The organism is Burkholderiales bacterium, assembly GCA_015075645.1.
In the GTDB taxonomy this organism is placed as follows: Bacteria; Pseudomonadota; Gammaproteobacteria; order Burkholderiales; family Casimicrobiaceae; genus VBCG01.
In genome coordinates, this window is record JABTUF010000001.1 from 481,185 (window position 1) to 494,993 (window position 13,809).

15 protein-coding genes, 1 pseudogene and 1 CRISPR repeat array (1 of these 17 cut by a window edge) are annotated in these 13,809 nt (G+C 68.2%); of the genes and pseudogenes, 4 read left to right on the plus strand and 12 right to left on the minus strand.

The features are described 5' to 3' along the window. Nucleotides 1-483: a CRISPR direct-repeat array (repeat unit 33 nt; unit sequence GTTTCAATCCACGCGCGCCCCGTGAGAGGCGCG) (it extends 2,686 nt beyond the left edge of the window). Nucleotides 484-668: 185 nt separating this feature from the next. Continuing rightward, nucleotides 669-959 (minus strand): CRISPR-associated endonuclease Cas2, encoded by a 291-nt coding sequence (gene cas2, locus HS109_02170; protein MBE7521171.1) that lies wholly within the window; start codon nucleotides 957-959, stop codon nucleotides 669-671. A gap of 13 nt (nucleotides 960-972) precedes the next feature. Then, nucleotides 973-1,866, minus strand: a complete 894-nt coding sequence (cas1, locus tag HS109_02175; protein ID MBE7521172.1) for a CRISPR-associated endonuclease Cas1 — start codon at nucleotides 1,864-1,866, stop codon at nucleotides 973-975. Here cas1 and HS109_02180 point away from each other — a divergent pair. Continuing rightward, nucleotides 1,799-2,990: pseudogene (locus tag HS109_02180) on the plus strand (IS3 family transposase). The gene cas1 and the pseudogene HS109_02180 sit on opposite strands and share 68 nt — an antisense overlap. Here the strand turns inward: HS109_02180 and HS109_02185 are convergent. From HS109_02185 to HS109_02220, 8 genes are read right to left on the minus strand one after another with little or no spacing between them, the layout of a single operon-like run. Further along, on the minus strand, nucleotides 2,963-3,301 hold the full coding sequence (locus HS109_02185) for a CRISPR-associated endonuclease Cas1 (GenBank protein MBE7521173.1): 339 nt from the start codon (nucleotides 3,299-3,301) through the stop codon (nucleotides 2,963-2,965). The pseudogene HS109_02180 and the gene HS109_02185 overlap by 28 nt on opposite strands. A 2-nt stretch (nucleotides 3,302-3,303) precedes the next feature. Then, a complete protein-coding gene (gene cas4 / locus HS109_02190) occupies nucleotides 3,304-3,945 on the minus strand; it encodes a CRISPR-associated protein Cas4 (GenBank protein ID MBE7521174.1) in 642 nt (213 codons plus the stop codon). Continuing rightward, nucleotides 3,942-4,262 carry a DUF5615 family PIN-like protein gene (locus HS109_02195; GenBank protein ID MBE7521175.1) on the minus strand — a complete coding sequence of 107 codons (321 nt, stop codon included), beginning with the start codon at nucleotides 4,260-4,262 and terminating at the stop codon, nucleotides 3,942-3,944. Before HS109_02195 ends, cas4 begins: the two co-directional genes overlap by 4 nt. A gap of 41 nt (nucleotides 4,263-4,303) precedes the next feature. Beyond that, a complete protein-coding gene (locus HS109_02200; protein MBE7521176.1) occupies nucleotides 4,304-4,543 on the minus strand; it encodes a DUF433 domain-containing protein in 240 nt (79 codons plus the stop codon). Between the two features lie 2 nt (nucleotides 4,544-4,545). Further along, the gene (cas7c, locus tag HS109_02205; protein ID MBE7521177.1) at nucleotides 4,546-5,523 is read right to left on the minus strand and encodes a type I-C CRISPR-associated protein Cas7/Csd2; all 978 of its coding nucleotides are present in this window, start codon (nucleotides 5,521-5,523) and stop codon (nucleotides 4,546-4,548) included. 2 nt (nucleotides 5,524-5,525) lie between these two features. Continuing rightward, entirely contained in the window at nucleotides 5,526-7,376 is a 1,851-nt protein-coding gene (cas8c, locus tag HS109_02210) for a type I-C CRISPR-associated protein Cas8c/Csd1 (GenBank protein ID MBE7521178.1), read from the minus strand. Beyond that, nucleotides 7,373-8,044 carry a type I-C CRISPR-associated protein Cas5 gene (cas5c, locus tag HS109_02215; GenBank protein MBE7521179.1) on the minus strand — a complete coding sequence of 224 codons (672 nt, stop codon included), beginning with the start codon at nucleotides 8,042-8,044 and terminating at the stop codon, nucleotides 7,373-7,375. Before cas5c ends, cas8c begins: the two co-directional genes overlap by 4 nt. Nucleotides 8,045-8,073: 29 nt before the next feature. Further along, nucleotides 8,074-10,401 carry a CRISPR-associated endonuclease Cas3'' gene (locus HS109_02220; protein MBE7521180.1) on the minus strand — a complete coding sequence of 776 codons (2,328 nt, stop codon included), beginning with the start codon at nucleotides 10,399-10,401 and terminating at the stop codon, nucleotides 8,074-8,076. 364 nt (nucleotides 10,402-10,765) lie between these two features. Between HS109_02220 and ybaK the strand changes: the two genes are divergently transcribed. After that, nucleotides 10,766-11,260: a Cys-tRNA(Pro) deacylase gene (ybaK, locus tag HS109_02225; protein MBE7521181.1), complete on the plus strand. Its 495-nt coding sequence runs from the start codon at nucleotides 10,766-10,768 to the stop codon at nucleotides 11,258-11,260. Nucleotides 11,261-11,272: 12 nt separating this feature from the next. Here the strand turns inward: ybaK and HS109_02230 are convergent, their stop codons facing one another. Then, nucleotides 11,273-11,608: a dihydroneopterin aldolase gene (locus tag HS109_02230; protein MBE7521182.1), complete on the minus strand. Its 336-nt coding sequence runs from the start codon at nucleotides 11,606-11,608 to the stop codon at nucleotides 11,273-11,275. A 101-nt stretch (nucleotides 11,609-11,709) separates the two neighbouring features. On the opposite strand from HS109_02230, the gene plsY reads away from it, so the two are divergent. After that, nucleotides 11,710-12,309: a glycerol-3-phosphate 1-O-acyltransferase PlsY gene (gene plsY, locus HS109_02235; protein ID MBE7521183.1), complete on the plus strand. Its 600-nt coding sequence runs from the start codon at nucleotides 11,710-11,712 to the stop codon at nucleotides 12,307-12,309. 25 nt (nucleotides 12,310-12,334) lie between these two features. On the opposite strand, the gene tsaD is transcribed toward plsY, so the two are convergent. Continuing rightward, nucleotides 12,335-13,360, minus strand: coding sequence for a tRNA (adenosine(37)-N6)-threonylcarbamoyltransferase complex transferase subunit TsaD (gene tsaD, locus HS109_02240; GenBank protein MBE7521184.1), 1,026 nt, complete (start codon nucleotides 13,358-13,360; stop codon nucleotides 12,335-12,337). A 232-nt stretch (nucleotides 13,361-13,592) separates the two neighbouring features. Between tsaD and HS109_02245 the strand changes: the two genes are divergently transcribed. Continuing rightward, the gene (locus HS109_02245; GenBank protein ID MBE7521185.1) at nucleotides 13,593-13,805 is read left to right on the plus strand and encodes a 30S ribosomal protein S21; all 213 of its coding nucleotides are present in this window, start codon (nucleotides 13,593-13,595) and stop codon (nucleotides 13,803-13,805) included. Nucleotides 13,806-13,809 lie beyond the last annotated feature (4 nt).

A 13,809-nucleotide genomic window follows, 5' to 3' on the forward strand; every position in this document is an offset into this window, starting at 1 on the left:
GCACCAATCCTGCCGGCGATCACGCGCGTTTCAATCACGCGCGCCCGTGAGAGGGCGCGCGACGCCGCGCCACCTGGTCGATGTTGCTCTTCACGTCGTTTCAATCCACGCGCCCCGTGAGAGGCGCGCGCGTGCGCGGCGCGCCGCGCGCAGCGTTGTTTCAATCCACGCGCGCCCCGTGAGAGCGCGCGACGATGCGGCGACTTGAAGCGCGCTGCGCGACCGCCGTTTCAATCCACGCGCGCCGCCCGTGAGAGGCGCGCTTCAACGCGCGACGCGTCGATCATTCGACGCGCCAGATCGGCCAGTTTCAATCCACGCGCGCCCCGTGAGAGGCGCGCGACGCCGACCTCTCCGGCGCGGGCTCGCTCGACGACTCGTTTCAATCCACGCGCGCCCCGTGAGAGGCGCGCGACCTGGCGGCGGGGTACGACGGTCGGAGCCAGGCGGAGTTTCAATCCACGCGCGCCCCGTGAGAGGCGCGCGACGCCACCTATGCAACTTCTTGTGGCTGCTGCTGATTCTGCACACTTCGCGCGAACCTGCAAGCGCGTCTCGATTCCCGGCTTGTTGCCGTTGGGACTGCCTCTCGCTCTGACTGGAGGGAGGCATCCTGCCAGCAAGCGCGAACCTATGCCCAACAGGTCGACGCTTCGGGTCCGCGCAAGTCAGAAGACCAGCGGCGCGTCGAAGTCCTGGGCACGGAACCGGCCGTGCTCCCGGACCTCGCAGCCCCTCCCATCGCCGAGGCGGTACAGCCGCAGGCAGTCGCGCTCCAGGTCCATGATCGAAAGCAGCCGGCGCTCCAGGACCTCGAGTCCCGCCAAGTCGAGTTGGCACTCGAACACCGACTTTTGCACCCGCTGCCCCCGGCTTTCGCAGGCCTTGGCCACCTGGCGCAATCGGCGTCGGCCCGCTGCGTCTTCGGTGTTGACGTCGTAGCACACGATCACCAGCATCTCACACTCGGCTTCAGCGAAGCGCAAACGGCGGGTAGTCGGCCACTTCGCCGCGCACATGGCGCGCGAGAAGGCGAGCCTGTACCAGTGGCACCAAGCCCAGTGGCACGCTTTCCGCGAACAGCGGGTGAGCCAGCGACTCCTGCTTGCGCTCCTGGAAGGCCAGCACCACCGCCTTGCGTGCATCGGCCGTCAGCATCACGGCACCGCCCTCGCGTTCGTCGAATGCTTCCACTGTCACTTGAAGCCGGTTGATCAACGTCAGTGCCAGCCGGTCGGCGAGAGGTCTGAACTCCTCCATCAGATCGAGCGCCAGCGCCGCCCGCCCTGGTCGAAGCACATGCAGGTAGCCAACCTGCGGATCGAGGCCTGCGGTCTCGCACGCGCTCCGGCAATCGTTCATCCACATCGAATACAGGAACGACAGCAGCGCGTTCATGCGGTCGCGCGGCGGTCGGCGGCTGCGGCCCTCCATGCGAAACTGCGCGCGAAGATCGGGTCGCAGGAGGTGGTTCAGCACCGCGAAGTATCCGCGCGCCGCCTCGCCCTCCACCCCGCGTACGGCGTCCAGCGTCGCGGCGGCGGGAAGCGCACGCTGGCTGGCGGCGAGGTCCTGCGCTGCCCGGGTCAGGATGCGCCGGTCGGCCTCGTCCTTGGCATCGCGCGCGCCGCGCAACAGCACGTGGCGCTGGTTGCGCAGCTTGCCAGCGACAATGCGCCGTCCCAACCTCAGTGCGAAGCCGTCGTCCTGGCTGGTGACATGGTGGGCGCGCTGAGCTTCCCCTCGAATTTCGTCTTCCAAGGGTCTTTGGATAGGATAGGCGAAATGGAGGCTGGGAATGTTCAAGGTACCGAAGCAGGAGTTCACGGCGGAGTTCAAGGAACTGGCGGTCAAGCGGGTTCGCAGCGGCCAGGGGGTCGCGGTCGTGGCGCGCGACCTGGGTCATTCGCCGAGCAGACGCTGCGAAACTGGGTGAAGGCGGCGAAGGCGGGGAAGCTCAATCCGCCGGGAGCCAAGGCGATTACGCCGGAGCAGATGGAGCTCTCGCGGGTGCGGGCCGAGAACGCGCGGCTGCGGATGGAGAATGAAATCCTAAAAAAAGCGACGGCGTACTTCGCGAAAGATGCGCGTGAAGTACGCCTGGATCGACACGCAACGGAAGAACTTTCCGCTGCCGACGATGCACCACGCTGACGGTGAGCATCAGCGGGTATCGGGCCTGGAAGGGTGGCGGCAGGCCGGATCGCGCACGGCTGACCGATGGGCAACTGCTGGCGCTGCGCTGCCGCGCAGCGCGTCGCGCACTACAACCTTACCTGCGAACCTACGGCTCGCCGCGGATGTATCAGGAGCTGCACGGAGCGCGGCTACCAGGTGAGCAAGGCGCGGGTCGAGCGGCTGGCGCAGGAGCATGACCTGAGGCGCGGCACAAGCGCCGGTTCACGGAAGGCGACGACCGATTCCAGGCACGCGCTGCCGGTGGCGGACAACCTGCTGGCCCGGGGTTTGCGCCGGCGTCGGGCAATCCGGCGTGGACGGCCGATCTGAGCGCACATCTGGACCGATGAGGGTTGGCTGTACCTGGCCGTGGTGCTCGATCTGTTCAACCGCGAGGTGGTCGGCTGGTCGATCGCGCCGCGGATGACGGCGGATATCGTGGTCGATGCACTGACGATGGCGTGGTTTCGCCGCGACGCCGGCGCCTGGATTGATGCATCACTCCGATAGATAGCAGCCAATACGCGAGCGGCGTGTTCCAGGACAAGCTGGTCGAGTTCGGCGCGACCTGCTCGATGAGCCGCAGCGGAACTGCTGGGACAACGCGCCGACCGCTCTTCTTCTTCTCCAGCGCGAACGAGCGTGGCGGCACCCGGTACGCGACGCGCGAGGCGGCGATCGCCGATCTGTTCGACTACATCGAGGTGTTCTACAACCGCAGGCGCAAGCACTCGACGCTCGGCTATGTTTCGCCGGCGCGGTTCCTGGCCGGTTGGATCAGCAGTCAGCACGAGCAAGCCGTGGCAGCATGACCCCGTTCCCTTGGCGGACGAAAAACAGAGGGAAGCTCACGCCGCAGCAGAACGTTGCCTGACGTGGCACCTTCCAGCCGAGCCTTGAAACGGCCGTTCGTATCCAGCAGCACGAGGGCGGTGCCTTCATCGGCCAGCCGGTGCATCAGCGGTACGCTCACGCTCACCGGTCCAAAGCACACTACGGAGCCCAAGTGATGCAGCGGCACGCGCAGCCGCGTCTCGTCGCCCACGAGCAGACGCAGCGTGTCGTTGTCCAGCCGCAGGTGGCTGTCCGGCAGGGTCACGTACAGAGTGTTGAGCAACTGCATGCTCAAGGTTCGCCGACGGGATCGAACAGATCGTCGCCGACTGCCGCACCATCCGCGATACGGGCGAGCGCGTCGACCTGGCAGCGATCCCGAAGCGAGCAGCCTCGGCAGCGCCGGAGATCCGAAGTGGGTGATGGCAGTCGGGCTGCCGCCAGCATCGCGCGCACCTCGGCGGAGGTATCGGCCACCCGCTGCAACAGCGCGACATCCACGGCCACCACGCGCCTGCGCTTGCTGCTGGCGTAGAACAACGCCCCCTCGGGCACGGCGCGGCCGGTCATTTCCTCCAGGCATAGCGCCTGCGCGGCGAGCTGCAGGTCGTCGCAGGCGGCGATGTCAGCGGCCTTGTGGCGGCTGCCGTGCTTGTACTCCACCGGATAGGGTGTGCCGTCGGCTTCGAACTCCACCGTGTCGGCCTTGCCTACCAGCCCGAGCCGGTCGCTGAACAATGGTAGCGCCCGCTCGACGCGCAGGCCGCGCCGCACCTCGAAACCCGGTCGGTCCACCTCCGCGTGGACGGCATTGCCACGCAACGTGTGCAGGTTGTCGTCGAAAGCCTGCTCCAGATGGATCAGGCCGCACTGGCGCGGGCAGTAGGCCCAGTGTTGCAGAGCCGAAATGGGCAGAAGCTCGTCGACCGTCACGCGACAGGCAGCCGCCTGCGGCGCAGAGCCCGGCCCGAAACGACGACCAGATAGCCCTCGATCCAGTCCGCCAGCGGCAGGAGGTCCTGCACGATCCGCGTCGGCCAGTCCGGCGCGTACGCCGCTTGCCGCAGGAAGACGATAGCCGGCGGAGGCGGCACGGCACGCGCGAAGACGAGTTCGCCGTAATCGCGATCGAAGGTCAACACCCAGCGGCCATCGGCCGCGGCGCGGCGCAACACGTCGGCATCCGTGGCACGGGGCATCTCTTCGGCCACGGCCTGAACGTCCAAGCCCGCCGCGCGCAAGGCCAGCAACGCCGGGCGCGGTCAGTTCTCGTTGGCCAGCAGCCGCACGCTCACGTGGCCGGGCTATCCAGCAAGGTGTAGGACTCCTCGCGCATCTTCTCGGCGGCGAAGCCCAGTGCGGCAAGGATGTCGTCGCGCGTGAGCTGCGGGTACGCGTCCAGCAGAGTTTCGTGCGTCCAGCCTTGGGCAAGCCAGCCGAGGATCAACTCCACCGACAGGCGGGTGCCCTTGACGGCAGGCTTGCCCACGAGGATGTCGGGGTCGCAGACGATGCGCTCGCGCCAATCCATGTTCAGCACCTCCGAGTGAGGGTGACCCCCTGTGCCGCTGCGACGCTTTCTCCGATCGCGAGCGCGCGGCCGTCGAATGCCACCGAGTATGCGCCAAAGTCGCGTGCCGGTGCCGCAGCATCGCCCGTGTGTGCGATGGCGAGACGGTCGAACAAGGCGTGCGCATGCGCATTGCCCAGCTCGCTTTCGTGCTCGAAGACGTACAGGCCCCGCGTGCTCATCTGGCCGCGCGCGGCGCTGCGGTCGTGCTCGAACATCTGTCCGAGAGCCTGCCACAGAAGCTCGAGGTCGGCGTCGTCGAAGCCAGTCTGCCTGGCTAGGAAGGCAGAGACGAAGCCGTGCGCCCGGTACAGGCCGTAGGGAACCGTGTGCTTGCGGCCCATCTCGCGGTTGTCCCCTTTCTGCTCGGCGGCCTTCTCCTCCGTGGTGACGGCCACTCGCGTGATGGTGTGTTCCAGTGCGACCACAGGTTCGACGGATCGAGCGAACGTCATTTGCACCGGCCCGCGCACCTGGCCGGCGTTGACGCCGGTGGACATCACGGCGCCAAAGGTGCGCACGTCGAAAAAGTTCTGGCACATCCAGGCGCGGGCGCGCTCGACTTCATCGCCGCCGCCCTTGCGCTTGTCCCTGGCGCCCTTCTTCTTCGGTGTCTCGACGAGTTCGTCGGCTGCAGGTTCGGCTTCGCCCGGATCGAGCTTCAGCGCCGAGTAGGCCCTTTGGTGCTGCAGATTCAGGATCGCCTTCTCGCGCACATAGATCTCGAAGCGCTTCTCGCCCTCGGCAGGGTCGCGTTGCGTCTGCTCTCGCGTCATGGCGACGAAGTTGCGCACCTTGCGCTTGAGCGAAACGTCGGTCACCAGCCCGTGCCCGGTCTCGGCGTCCAGCCGCGGAAGGTTACCTGCATCGGGATCACCGTTGGGGTTCCCATCCTTCACGTCGAAGAGGAGCACGAAGTCGTAGCGGTGCGCGAGGGGCATGGTCAGTTCTCCTGAACGGTGCTGTCGTCGGTGCTGGTGTCGGCGTCGGCAGTCTTTCCCGCGTAGAGGCTCTGCCGCTGGTGGTAGTAGCCGAGCGCGAAAAGGCCCTGGGCATGCAGGTCGAGTTGGCGTGGGAAGTCCGTGAGTGCAGGTTCCTCGACGCTGCCGCAGATCTCGCCCACCAGTTTCTCGAAGAACGTCTCCATGCCGTTCCTGAGCTTTTTCAGGTGCGAGTTCGTCAGCCGCATCAACGTCGGAAACACCGCGCCCGGCGTGCTGGAGGCAGCACCGTAGTAGCGGTCGCGGATGGTAGCGTTGAGCTTCGCGGGCCTTGCCGACTGAACCTGGATGTTCTCCAGCACGGCGAACAGGCGCCCGAGTCGGTAGGCTGGTTCGGTCTGACTCACGTCGAGTTCCTCCTGGATGAATTGGAAGCCGGCTGATGCATCGTGGCGACGACGGTACTCGCGGTTGATGCAAGCCTTGAGAATGGCGGCGCGCAGGTAGGAGACGTTCGGTACGGGCTTGCCTGTGCGCTCATCCTTCTTTGCCTGCTCCGCGCGGCAGCGGTTGACCGCGGCGTTGAGCAGGGCCGGCGGGTAGGGGGTGCCCTCGAGGATGGCGCGCAGCCACTCGCCTGCCAAGCGCGGCGGCACGTTGTCGGCCTTGCTCTGCGGCGCGATCGATCGCAGCAGCAAATACATGGCCGGCGTGGGGCCGTCGCGATCGGACTGGCGGGCAATGCGCAGGTCGTCGAAGTGCTGCAGGATACGCGGACCCAAGCGTTCGAACGTGTCGTGGAACCAGAAGCGCACAGCGATGCGCGAGGCGTTGGGCGCCAGACCCAGCACGAAGAAGCGCAGTGACGTGTCCTCTGCGCCGCGGACGCCGGACGTCGCGCCGGCAAGACGCTTGCGCACGGCATCGACGTGGGCATCGGGATTGTCGCCGAACATGGCGACGACGTCCGCTTCGGTGTTGTCCTGCCGGTCGGCCCAGATGGCGGTTGTCGCGTCGGCGATCTGGACCTTGTTGGGCGAGCTACGGCCGATCAGTGTGTTGAGCGCCAGCGCGTAGCGCGACGCGGCTTCAACAGATATCGGCGCGTTGAGTGCCTGCTCCTTGCCGTACGAGCTGTAGGCGGGCGCCTCGTTCGTATTCGCCGACACCAGCGGCGACGGCTTTGACGCCACGTAGGAGATCTTGGGATGCAGACGCGCTATCGCACCGTGCCTACCGGTCACCAGGCAGGGGCCCGCGGGCGCAGTGCTCTCGCCATCGTCCTTAGGCTCGCCTACTGCGCACTCCCCTGCGACCCAGTCCTCATGGCACACGGGGTCAATGGACCCTCGGACTCTGAAGGTGACGTTGAGACCTTGCGCGTTGCGAAGCGCTTCGCGGAGTTCCGGAGGCTGAATGTCGGCCCATGCCTTCGCACCGTAGAAGCGGCCGATCGCTTGCAAGCCCACCGACTCTTGGTGGCGCGCTGCCAGTGCCTGCAGCCGCTCCTTGAAAGCCTCGTGCTGCTTCGCGACCTTCTCCGGCTTGTCGGTCGGATCGAGTGTGCCGTCCGGCCTTCGTTTCTGCCAGCCGAACACAAAGCCGATGTGGTCCCACAGCAGATTGGGCTTCTTCCAGGCGTCGTTTCCAGAGCGGATCTCGGCGGCGGGTACCAGCAGGAGCTCGCCTCGTTTGCGGTCTGTCGACCTTCGATCGACGAGAGCCGCAGACCCATCGTCGCCGAGGTCGACGAAGAACGCGATCTCCCGATACTCCCACCCGGTCGGCGCGACCGACGCGGGATCGAGCGTCCGCCTGCGCTCGTAGTAATCCACCAGCGCCTGCAGGATCACCGCGCCACCTCTTCGCCGCCGAATGCCGGGATCTCGATGACGCCCTTCGTCATCTGCGCGCGGAAGAACCGCGGCTGTGGGTCGGCGGCGTCGGTGAAGTCCAGGTCGTGCAGCATCCAGCCGAGGTCGCGCGTCTCGGCGATCGGCGCGGGCTCAACAGCAACGTCCTCCACAAGTCGCCACCGGGCCGCGAACTCCCGGCAACCGAGGTAGGGCTGGTTCACGCATTGCCCCTTGCGGGCGCGTCGCTCGAACATCGCGAAGAATTTGGCCGGCGCCTCGGGGTCGCGCCGGTCCGGGCGCACGACAAGGTCGGCGTGCAGCCGCCAGGCCACGTCGCGCAGCAGGAGCGCGGCGCGCTGCTGGCGGTTCTCGTCCACGTACAATGCCAGTTCACCTGTGCCCTGTTTCATCGCCTGCTCGACGTTGCGGGTGGAGACCACCGACGCGACCTCGTTACGCCTGAGGTTCGTCCAGCGCACCGGTGTGAGCACTTCGATTCGCCGCACTTCCCAGCGCACCGCCGGCTTGTAGAAGATGGCCTCGAAGACGGCGCGCGCCGCCGACGGTGTGATGACGTCGTAGCTCACGCGTTCGACTTTCATCTCCGGCCTCGTGAAGCAGGCCCAGTCGCCGCGGACTTCGAGTACGAAGCGTTGGTGGTCCATTCTCGGCGTCCCTCCGTCGTCCGGGCACCCTACTGAAACAGCGTGGCGGCGTCCAGCGGGGCACCTTCGCCGAGCAAGCCGAATCGCGCGCTGTAGCGCTGGTCGTCGTTCAGTACGAACCAGCCGGGCAGCGGTTCGGAAAAGTCGCCGCGCGCCAGCCCCGCCTGCATTTCCCGCCGCCGTGCCTGCACCACGAAGCGCTGCAATATGCGCAGGTGCCAGCGCTCGGCGCTGCCGGCGCTCAACGCTGCCAACGCCTGTGCCACGCGCTCGTCGGCACCCTTGGTCGGGGAGTACGGCACGACGACCGCCACCTGGTCCTGGTCGTCGATCAGACGATAGGCCTGCGCCGCACTTCGCAGTCGCAGGTCGAAGTCAGGGCTCGCCTTGAGCATGGGCAGCACCTGCTTCTCGTCGAGTTGGAACTGCGCATACCAGTGCCTGAAGTACTCGCTGAACATTGCGGGCGGCAGCGACTCGGGTCGCGCCGTGCCGAGTACCGAACGCGTCGCCTGTGCAGCACGCACCAGCGCCGCCAGCGTGCCCGGGATCGGGCGCACGAACACCTCCACGCGTCCGCCGCGCGGGCCCAGTCGCCCCTCGCGATTGCAGCGCCCCGCCGCCTGCGCGATGGACTCCAGGCCGGCCAGCGCACGGACGACCACCGGGAAGTCGATGTCCACACCCGCCTCGACCAACTGCGTGGACACCACTCGCAGGGCGCGGGTGTCGCCGCCGTGGCGCGCGTCGAGCCGTTGACGGATCTCGGCGATGGTGTCGGCTCGGTGCTGGCCGCACATCGCCGCGGACAGGTGCAGCGTGGGTTCACCGTCGGACGCAGCGGCGTCCACTGCATGAACCAGTTCGGCGGCGTCGCGCCGCGTGTTGACGATGGCGAGCACCGCGGGCTCGGCGGCCAGGCGCGCGGCGACGGCGGGAATCTCCTCGGTCGCGTGAAGGTCGGTCGGCCACTGCAGCCGCACCCGCTCGAGCTGCTCGTACAGCGGCTCTACGGCCTGCACGATCTCGCGCGGCCTCGCTTCTCCGCGCGTCAGTCCGCGCAGGCTCGCGCGGGAATCGAAGCGCGCGATGTCACTGAGCACCGGCTGCGTGGCGGTACAGGAGACCAGCGTGACGCCGTAGTGAGACACGAGCAGGCGCAGCGTGTCGAGCGTGGGCTGCAGGAAGGGCGGCGGCAGCGTCTGTGCCTCGTCGAGCACGATCACGCTCCGCTGCACGCGGTGGAGCTTGCGGCAGCGGCTGGTGCGGGCAGCGAAGAGACTTTCGAATAGCTGCACGTTCGTCGTCACGACGAGCGGCGCGTCCCAGTTCTCGCACGCCAGACGCGAACGCGCGGTCTCCGCCCTGGCGTCGTCGTCGGATTGGCTGTGGTGCTCGACAAACGCTTCGCGCCCGAAGATGTCGGCCAGGACGTCAGCGGTTTGCTCAACGATGCTGGTGTAGGGAATGGCGACGATGACGCGCGCGAGCCCGTGCGCCACCGCATGTCGCAGCGCGAACGCGAGCGACGCGAGCGTCTTGCCGCCCCCAGTGGGCACCTGCAAGCTGAAAACGCCCTGCGGCTGCACGGCCGCTGCGCGGCAGTCGGCGAGTACTTGCGCGCGAGCGCGCATCACGGGCTCGTCCGCGCGACCCGCGGCGTGCACTCGCGCGGCCATCCCGTCCAGGTGCGAGTCCAGTCGCGCCAGATACTCGGTCAGCGGCGGGAAGCCCGCGCGGCGTTCGGCCAGGCCGCGGTTCAGGTAGGCCTCGGTATCGAGAAAGTCGGCGTCGACCAGGGCCGAGAACAGCATGCGCAGCCAGAGCGATTGCGCCAGCGGCTCCATCTCGCGCAGACCGGGTATGCCGAACAGCATCGACCTCGCGTCCAGCCCATCGGGGAGCGCGAGCAGCGCCGATTCGTGTGCGGCGCAAGCCTCCGCCGCCTCGCGATGCTCTCGTTCGCTGTCGCCCCTGCCACCGCCGAGCAACCTGTCCTTCAAGTCGGCGGCGTCGTAAAGGCCAGTGTGGTGGGCGGCGATCAGGTGCGCCAGCAGCCAACCCGCCTGCCGCCCGGGCTCGCCGAAGCGCAGCTTCAGTTCTTGCAGCGCGTGCACCGCACCAGCGGCCGAGTGGGTCTTGTCGCGCTGGCCGACGCCGCGTCCTTCGATGTGTGCGTTCTCGTCCTCGCGGATGTAGCGCTGGAATCCGGGACGGAACTTGCCCAGGTCGTGCCACAAACCGGCTTGGTGCGCCCAGAGCTGCGCGCCGGCCGGCGCGCAACGGGCCGCCCGGTCGGCCACCGCCCGCAGGTGATCGATCAGGGCGTGATCGGGTCCATGGGCAACGTAGTGCATCGGCGAATTCTACGGATTCCGCTGGCTCACCAAATGAGCCACGGTCTGCCCCCGGTCTCGAGCGCGTGACGATGCACCAGATCTGTCCCGGCCTTGCCTGCCAGCCCGCGACCTTCCTCCTGATGCCCCTTCTGAAAGCGGTCCGTCGCCCGCGCAAACTTTCGTAGCGCCATGCCCTGGCAAAATCGCATCCGCGGAACCTTCCCGACAATGCCACTGGTGATCACTGCCATACTCCCCGGTGACCAATGAGACCCGCGCACATGGCATGCGCAGATATCACACGACCGCCCTCGCGCCTGGCTCGCAACCAGCCCGACACGGATGCGAGTGCCCCGACAAGGTCGACAGATCCTGAGTCGCGATGAGCAAGGACCGACTCCCCGTCACCCAGGCGATCCGCGTGCTGCGCGAGCACGGCGTCGCCTGGACCGACCACCCGTACGCCTACGAGGAGCGCGGCGGGACCGCGGTGTCCGCCCGCGAGCTGGGCGTTCCCGAGCACCAGGTCGTGAAGACGCTGATCATGGAGGACGAGCGGCAGCAGCCGATGATCGTGCTGATGCACGGCGACCGCGAGGTGTCGACCAAGGCGCTCGCGCGCCATCTCGGCGTGAAGACGGTTTCACCCTGCGCCCCGGCGGTCGCCGATCGACACTCGGGCTACCAGGTCGGCGGCACGAGCCCGTTCGGCACGAAGCGCGCGATGCCGGTCTACATGCAGGCGACGATCGCGGGGTTGCCGCGCGTCTACATCAACGGCGGACGGCGCGGCTACCTCGTCGGCCTCGCGCCAGGGGACCTCGTCCGCGTGCTGCAGCCGGTGCAAGTCGACATCGCCACGGCCCAGGCAGGCTGACGCGGGCGGCCGTCAGCGGACGATCTCGACGCCGATCTCCTTCACGCCCGGCAGCGCGCCGAGTTTCGCGACGCGCACGCGCACCCACGGAGCGCCGAACTCCTGCCGGACCAGGTCGGCGATGCCCTGCGCGAAGCGTTCGAGCAGCGGATGCTCGTGCGCCTGCGCGTACGCCTTGATGCGATCGACCACCGCCGCGTAGTCGAGCGCGTCCTCGAACCGTCCCGACGCGAACGGCTTCTCCGACGGCGCCCCGATCTCGAGGTCGAGTCGGATCGTCTGGTCGAGGTGCGCCTCCCACGAATAGACGCCGATGCGCGTGGCGATGCGCAGATCGTGGATGAAGATCGTGCTGGCGGGGAGGGTCACGTCGGCGCGTCCGGCAGCGGTGCGGTGGGAATGGGAAGGATTACAATTTTACCCATCGCGCCCGTGAACTCCGCCCCCGCTTGCTCGCCGCCCTCCTCCTCGTCGCCGCCGCGTACCTGATCGGCTCCGTCTCGTTCGCGGTCGTCGTGAGCAAGGCCTATGGACTCCCCGACCCGCACGAGTACGGCTCGAAGAATCCCGGCGCGACCAACGTGCTCCGCACCGGCAACAAGGCGGCCGCGCTGTGGACGCTCGTCGGCGACGGACTGAAGGGATTCGTCGCGGTGTTCGCCGTCGCGAAGCTCGCCCCGCTCGTCGATGCCGCCTCGTGGGCGGTGCCCGCGTCCGCCGTCGCGGTGTTCCTCGGTCACTGCTGGCCGATCTTCCACGGCTTTCGCGGCGGCAAGGGCGTGGCGACCGGCGCCGGCATCGCGTTCGCGCTCCACTGGCCGCTCGGCCTCGTGCTCACCGTGGTGTGGCTCGTCATGGCGTTCGGCTTCAAGATCAGTTCGCTCGCGTCGATCACCGCGGCGCTGATGATGCCGCTCGGGATGTTCTACGTCGCGGGCAACGCGCTCGTCTCCTGGGCGATGGTGCCGATCGCCTGCCTGCTCGTGTGGCGGCACCGCGCCAACATCCGCCAGCTCCTCGAAGGCAGCGAGCGGTCGATCGGGCGGTGATCGCGGCGCGGGCGCGGCGACGGGATCAGACCGCCGCCAGCGTCTCCAGCGCCCACCGCGGCCGCACCGAGAACGCGCCGTCGTGCGCGGCCGCGGTCGCGAGCCGCAGCGCGCCGGCGAGCGCGATCATCGCGCCGTTGTCGGTGCAGAACGCGAGGTCCGGAAAGTAGACGCGCGCGCCGCGCGCGGCGACGTCGCGGTCGAGGCGCGCGCGGAGTTCGCGGTTCGCGCCGACGCCTCCCGCCACGACGAGCCGCGTCGCGCCGGTCGCCTCCAGCGCCGCGGCGGCCTTCGCCACCAGCACGTCGACGACCGAGCGCTGGAACTCGGCGGCGATGTCGGCGCGCGCGGCCGCGCCGAGGCTGCCCTCCGCCTCGCGCCTGCGCACGAGCGTCATCACCGCGGTCTTGAGACCCGAGAAGCTCATCATCAGGTCGCCCGAATCGATCATCGGGCGCGGCAGCGACACGACCCCCGCGCGACCGGTCACCGCGAGCGCCGCGAGCGCCGGGCCTCCCGGATAGGGCAATCCGAGCAGCGTCGCGGTCTTGTCGAACGCCTCGCCGGCCGCGTCGTCGAGCGTGTCGCCGATCAACCGGTAGCGCCCGACGCCTTCGACTTCGTAGATCTGCGTGTGGCCGCCCGACACGAGCAGCGCGACGAACGGGAAGTCGGGGCGCGGGTCGGCGAGGAGCGGCGAGAGCAGGTGGCCCTCGAGGTGGTGCACGCCCACCACCGGCTTGCCGAGCGCGAATCCGAGCGCATTCGCCACGCTCGCGCCGACGAGCAACGCACCGGCGAGCCCCGGGCCTTCGGTGTACGCGATGCCGTCGAGTCGGGCGAGCGCGGTCTTCGCCTCGGCGGCGACCTCCTCGATCAGCGGGACCAGACGGCGCACGTGGTCGCGCGACGCGAGTTCGGGCACGACGCCGCCGTAGCGCGCGTGCAGGTCGACCTGCGAGTGCAGCCGGTGCGCGAGGAGGCCCGCGGCCGTGTCGTAGACGGCCACGCCGGTTTCGTCGCAGGAGGTTTCGATGCCGAGGACACGCATGGGGCAGGTAACAGGCAACAGGTAACAGGGATCAGGACGCGCAAACAGGGACGGGTTGCGGGGCCCGTGTCCCGGGCGCCGCCGCATCCCGTCCGTCCGCCCCCCGACAATAGCAGGGCTTGCCGGCGGGGCGGCGCGCCGCTATACTCGTCGATTACCTGCGATCCGGGTCGGCGATTCGTCCCGGTGCTGCGCCAACCCCCTGATTCGAAAGGCAAGGTCGATTCTCCTTATGCCCAGCGTCCGTGTCCGCGAAAACGAGCCGTTCGAGGCCGCCCTGCGCCGCTTCAAGCGCACCATCGAAAAGACCGGCCTCCTCACCGAGCTTCGCGCCCGCGAGTTCTACGAGAAGCCGACCTCGGAACGCAAGCGCAAGAAGGCCGCGGCGGTGAAGCGCCACTACAAGCGCATCCGCAGCCAGCAGTTGCCGCCCAAGCTCTATTGATCGG

Excerpts from the sequence above, each read along its gene's own strand:
- HS109_02185 (MBE7521173.1), bottom strand. The coding sequence starts at position 3,301 with ATGCAGTTGCTCAACACTCTGTACGTGACCCTGCCGGACAGCCACCTG.
- cas7c (MBE7521177.1), bottom strand. The coding sequence starts at position 5,523 with ATGCCCCTCGCGCACCGCTACGACTTCGTGCTCCTCTTCGACGTGAAG.
- cas5c (MBE7521179.1), bottom strand. The coding sequence starts at position 8,044 with ATGGACCACCAACGCTTCGTACTCGAAGTCCGCGGCGACTGGGCCTGC.
- ybaK (MBE7521181.1), top strand. The coding sequence starts at position 10,766 with ATGAGCAAGGACCGACTCCCCGTCACCCAGGCGATCCGCGTGCTGCGC.
- HS109_02200 (MBE7521176.1), bottom strand. The coding sequence starts at position 4,543 with ATGGATTGGCGCGAGCGCATCGTCTGCGACCCCGACATCCTCGTGGGC.
- tsaD (MBE7521184.1), bottom strand. The coding sequence starts at position 13,360 with ATGCGTGTCCTCGGCATCGAAACCTCCTGCGACGAAACCGGCGTGGCC.
- cas2 (MBE7521171.1), bottom strand. The coding sequence starts at position 959 with ATGCTGGTGATCGTGTGCTACGACGTCAACACCGAAGACGCAGCGGGC.
- HS109_02220 (MBE7521180.1), bottom strand. The coding sequence starts at position 10,401 with ATGCACTACGTTGCCCATGGACCCGATCACGCCCTGATCGATCACCTG.
- HS109_02245 (MBE7521185.1), top strand. The coding sequence starts at position 13,593 with ATGCCCAGCGTCCGTGTCCGCGAAAACGAGCCGTTCGAGGCCGCCCTG.